Below are 4,913 nucleotides of genomic sequence, written 5' to 3'. Positions count from 1 at the left end.
GTGACCTTTCCCCTGCCGGTTTCCAGGATCTGTGCCGTGAGGGCGTCCCAGTCGTAGCTGCGGGGTCCACCGAATCGGGGCGTGTAGAACACGTGCACCTGTCGGGTGCGGCGGTTGAAGCGGATGGGGGCGTGGCGGTAGGTGAACCAGTCGTTCTTCAATGGGAGGTTAAGGATGAAAATATCCATTGCCCCCCCTAGGATCACGATGACCCCGATTGGGAAAATTAGGGACAGCCTCTCAGGATCGGAAAAAAAATAGAAAATCAATAAAAAAAAGGCATATACCATAAAAATATTGATCCCGACTAGGGGTATCCCCATACCTGCTGTAAAAAATCCCCTCAAAAAACGTTCCTTAGTATGCGAAGTTTCGAGGTAGAGGTCGTTTTGCCGGTATGTGGAAATGGCGTCGTACACCTCGTCGGTCGCCCGCTCCCCGTGGGGCAGGGTACGCCGCAGACTGTAGTCCAGTCTCAGGGGCTGCCTGAACCAGTCGGTGCCCCGGTCCCGGTCGCGATAGTCCAGGTCGTATTCGTTAATCATGGCGCTGCCTGATGTAGCCGAGGTCCTCGAGCTCGTCCAGGGCCGCCTGGAGGTCCTCGAACCGGGGGGCGTCCCCCGTCCCGAACACGCACCGGCGGAGCCACTTCTCCAGGCCGTCAGGCGCGAGGGACCAGGTCAGCACCCCCACGCCCAGCAGGACCCATCCGAGATATGAGCTCACCGCCGCCCACCCGCCCCGCGAGATGAGGAATCGGCCGATCATCGCCGTGCTTCCAGAGGATGTGCTGACGGTTTGAGCCGAAGCCCAAAGCGATGTGATTCCGAAGACCGTGGATAGTGCGGCGGTGGAAAGATACAGCGCCGCCATTGTTCCTTCGTTTTCGTCCTTGGCCCGTATACCCTCGACGAATGCCCAGTACCCGCCGATCCAGGACGCCACCGCGGCACCGATACCAACGAGCCAGGTCAGGGTATTGAAAAGCGGGCTTCCTGGCGTGGCCGTCTTGAACAGGATGTCCCGTGCCACGCTCGCGAGCGCGCTGGTCAATGCCCCGCCGGTGGCGACCAGGGCGCTGACGCGCTCGGCGGAGACCGCGTCGTCCTCGTCGTCATCGCCAAGGGTCGTGATCACCGCCCAGGCGTTGATCAGCTCCAGGCCCAGCGCGAACAGCCCGCCCCAGGTATCCGGCGTCAGGGTACGGTTCAGCCGTGCACGCAGCCGTCTCAGGGCCGCCTCCCGGTCCAGTTCGAGGAGAGCCGGCCCCGGTGGATGGGCATCGTCGGGGATCATGGCCCAGAGCATCCCTCTGACCGAGTCGTTTCGCGGCGGCTCGACGGGGTGTTGGGGTACGAGCCCCTGCCTGTTGCCGCGCATGGCCTGAATGGCGACCTCCTCGCGCCAGAGGCTGTCTTCGTAGACCTCGGCGAGCTGTCCGGCATCGGCGGGGAAGAAATGCAGTGCGGTGCGGATGCGGTATCGTGCCCAGCCCACGGCCTGCCACAGCCGCGCGAGCCGGTCGTTGGCGATGTGGGTCGCTTCCACGGCACCCAGCCGGCTCGCCATGATCCCGACGACGTCGGCGATGAGGTTCTCCAGGGGGGTGCGGTTGGCCGGTGTCTTCTCGAGCAGGCCACTGAGGGGGCCATAGATCTGGCTGCCCCACTGCGCCGCACCACTGACGTACGCCTCAATGCGTTCGAGCAGCGACTGCTGGTTGAGGAACAGGGCGCGCCAGATAAAGGACCCGGGGTCGTGCAGCGGCCGATCGAGTATCCCGGAGAGGACTTCCCTGCCCTCGCCAGTGGCACTGGTGCCGGTGAACGCCGCCGCGACCGCGGCCTCGTAGGCCTCGCCGTCACCGCTGAGCGTGGTGTCGTAGGTCATCAGGGCGGCGGTGAAGTCGCCGCCGGAGAGCCATTGCGCGTGGTCCCGGGCGCGCACGGTGACTGCTTCGCGCAGCGGCTTGCAGTGTTTCTCGTACTGCGCCTCGAATGCCTGGCGGGCGGCCTCGTCGTAGCATTCGAGGTAATCCGCCCAACTGAGTTCGACAGTGCGCTCGTGGTAGGCCTCGGCATTGTCGGGCCGCTGCGCGCGGCGCTCGGCGAGCTCGGCCCGGGCCCGGGCGAGGCGTTCGCGCTGCCAGGCGGGCATGCGGTCCAGGAGTGCCGCCTGCTCCGCCGCCGGCCGCGCCTCGAAGTCCCGGGCGGCACGCAGATTGAGGTCTACCGGCGGCGCATTGCGGATTCGCTCGACGTTGGCGTCGGCACGCCGGCCGGCCCGCTCCGCCTTGATCCGGCGGAATCCGGTGATGAGCTCGGAAGTGGCCTTCTTCTCGAAGACCGCCTCGCTGTGTGTGTAGGCCTGGAGGCGCTCGGCGGCGTTGTTGCGGAACTGGTTGAGCGCGGTGGTGATGCCGATGGGGTCCTCGATCGCCAGGAGCGCCCCCTTGTCGATGAATTCGGGCGTATCGCGCACGGTCCAGTTCATGCGCTCGCGCAGCTGTCCGGCATCGTGGAATGCCCGGGCGGTGACGCCCGGGCCGGGGAAGCAGTCCCCCTGAGACTGCGTCCCGCCATCGGTGGCGGCGAACTCGGGGACGCACGTGGCGATGTCGTCGGGGGACGTCGCGGATATGCCGTGCTGTCGTGCCAGCCATCTGCCCACGTCGAACGCCTGCATGCACCGGTCACGCAGGTTGTCCCGGTTGGCAGCCATGGTCTCGAGCGTCGCCGCGCTCCAGAGATGATCGGAATAGGCGAGGTAGACCCACCCGGCCTCGCGTGCCTCGGGAATGGTGATGAACAGCGAGGAGTAGTTCCGTGCCGTGACGTTGCAGGGCGTGGTGACGTGGGCGTTCTCGGCGGCCGTCGGTGCCCGGCCCAGTGGCGGGAATTCGCACAGCCGGGCGTCGCTGGTGATCATCCACGCCTGCCAGCGTTCCCGGGTCGCGTCGAAGAGATACAGGTAGCCTTCGCGGAGCAGCCGCAGCCCGTACCGGCTCTGCTCGAGAGGGGGGAAGTGGGTGGCCGCGTGCACGAGCATGGGTTGAGGTAGCTCCAGCCCCTCGCCCCCGTCGGGCGGGTCCACGACGGCGTAACGCACGGGCAGGATGGGTAGCCCGACCCGCTCGCAGAAGGGGCACTCGTATGTGCGCGTGCCCGCCGCCGTGTACCGATCCACCATATCCACTACGTCGCCCGGGTCGATGAATGCCGTCATGTCCGCGCTCCCCTGCTCTCTTCGGCGATCCGTCGCCAGTCGTGCGTGCCCCACGTCCGTGTCAGCGCCCGGTAGTCTTCGCCCTGGCGGCAACGCGCGAGGACATGGCGCATGACCGGGTGACGGTGGAACGAATCCGTGCTGCCTAGACCGTGCAAGGCGAATGCTATGCGCGAGCCCGGATCGGTGATGCCCTCGCGGTGGGCGACGGCGAGCAGGCGGTCGAGGCGGATGATGGCGTTATCCGTCCATGACGCGATGCCGGTACGCGGCGTGCACACCGCCAGCGTCCGGTTGACCAGGCCGATGCGGTCGATGGCATCCCACTGTTCCGGCGCCAGGGCGCGCTCGCCGGACCGGTGGGCGCCGTCATGGGGGGAGGCGTGACGGATGCAGCCCGTGCGCCCCACGAACAGCCAGTGATCGACGGGGCCCAGTAGCGCTGCCAGCTGGGTGTCGCTACAGAGGCTCAGCAGCCGCTCCATGACCCGCGGATCGTAGTAGCGCAGCAGGGCCGCCCGTCCGGACGGTTTCGTCTGCCGTAGCTGACGGCTCAGGTAGCGGGCGACGCCCTGCACTGCGCCTGCGAAGATCAGCCAGCCGCATACCGGGCGTGGCTCGTCGGGCCGGGGCGGTGACGCACAGTGGGCCTGCAGTCTCGTCCATATCCGCTGGGGCGTGCCCGTGACGGGCTGCAGGCGCAGTCGCTCGGCCGGTGGCTGATCGGTGAATGGATTGACGACGGTCTCGCAGGCCTGCGGGCTGGCGTTCCCCGGACCGGGGTCCGAGGTCGCCGGGTCGATCAGCTCGTACAGTGCCCCGCCTTGCAGCAGTTCGGACAGCTCGTCGTGATCACCGAGGGTATGCGGCTCCGTACCGCTCACCGCATTCATTCCTCCACGCCCCCCTCGCCGCTGGCGGCGGCGGAACGACCCTTCCAGGGACACAGGCCGGGGTCGTCGTCGGGCAATACCGAGGTGGCGGTTTCCTGCTCGACGGGCCCGCCGAAGCGGTGCTGGGCGCCGTTGATGCTCACGCGCCCGGGGGCATGGAGCTCGATGTTGCCGTTGCGGATGCGCACGCGGGCGCCGCCGCAGGTGAGCACGATCTCCTTGGCGCCGGCGAGGTCGATTTTCCGCTGCGAGGCGCGTGCCTCGACGTCCTTTTCGGCGGCGATGCCGATGGCGCCGTTGTGTGCGTGGACATCGACGTTGCCGCGTGCGGCGAAGAGCTTGATGCCGGCGCGCTGGACGAACAGCGAGAGGCGGCGGGTGATGGCGGCGACGAGGCTGCCGCCGGTGGCGATGTTGACGTCCTCGCCGCTGGAGACGCTGAGCGCGCCGCCCTGGGCGAGGTGGGTGGAGGCGGGGGTGGTTGCGGTGATGCCCGCCGGCGAGGCGAGGTGCAGCCAGGGGGCGCGGAGCCCGGGGGTCTCGCCACGCCCGCCGGTCTCGCTGGCGTGGCGGGCGCTGGACTGATCGCCGCCGGCGCTGACCTGCTCGCTGTTGCCGTAGGCGTGCTCGGCGTCCTCGCCGGCGCGCTGGAGATCGGTGTGCGCCTCGAGCGCCTCGGCGCGGTGGGCGGTGGCGCTCCCGGAGAGGCGCTCGGCGAGGCGGTGGGCGCTGGCGAGCTGCTCGCGCGCGGGGGTGAGGTCGAGCTGGTCGCCGCCGGCACCGGGCTGGCCCCAG

General features: G+C 68.2%; 4 protein-coding genes. All 4 read right to left on the bottom strand.

What is annotated here, in order from left to right:
• On the bottom strand, positions 1-545 hold a 545-nt coding region (locus tag ACEZHJ_RS00190), incomplete at its 3' end, for a hypothetical protein (RefSeq protein ID WP_375036100.1).
• Positions 538-3,225: a T6SS effector BTH_I2691 family protein gene (locus tag ACEZHJ_RS00185; RefSeq protein WP_375036099.1), complete on the bottom strand. Its 2,688-nt coding sequence runs from the start codon at positions 3,223-3,225 to the stop codon at positions 538-540. The genes ACEZHJ_RS00190 and ACEZHJ_RS00185, both read right to left, overlap by 8 nt.
• Positions 3,222-4,109 (bottom strand): DUF4123 domain-containing protein, encoded by an 888-nt coding sequence (locus ACEZHJ_RS00180; protein ID WP_375036098.1) that lies wholly within the window; start codon positions 4,107-4,109, stop codon positions 3,222-3,224. The genes ACEZHJ_RS00185 and ACEZHJ_RS00180 overlap by 4 nt, the downstream gene beginning before the upstream one ends.
• Before the next feature lie 5 nt (positions 4,110-4,114).
• Positions 4,115-4,913, bottom strand: a 799-nt coding sequence (locus ACEZHJ_RS00175; protein ID WP_375036097.1) for a DUF2345 domain-containing protein, incomplete at its 5' end; no start/stop codon positions are given.

It is taken from the genome of Arhodomonas sp. KWT2, from assembly GCF_041949875.1.
Classification (GTDB): domain Bacteria; phylum Pseudomonadota; class Gammaproteobacteria; order Nitrococcales; family Nitrococcaceae; genus Arhodomonas; species Arhodomonas aquaeolei.
The sequence above is the reverse complement of the archived record's forward strand: the minus strand, read 5'-3'. Positions and strand labels throughout refer to the sequence as shown.

What these genes read in the sequence shown, in the direction of transcription:
- ACEZHJ_RS00185 (WP_375036099.1), bottom strand. Translation starts at nt 3,225, where the DNA reads ATGACGGCATTCATCGACCCGGGCGACGTAGTGGATATGGTGGATCGG.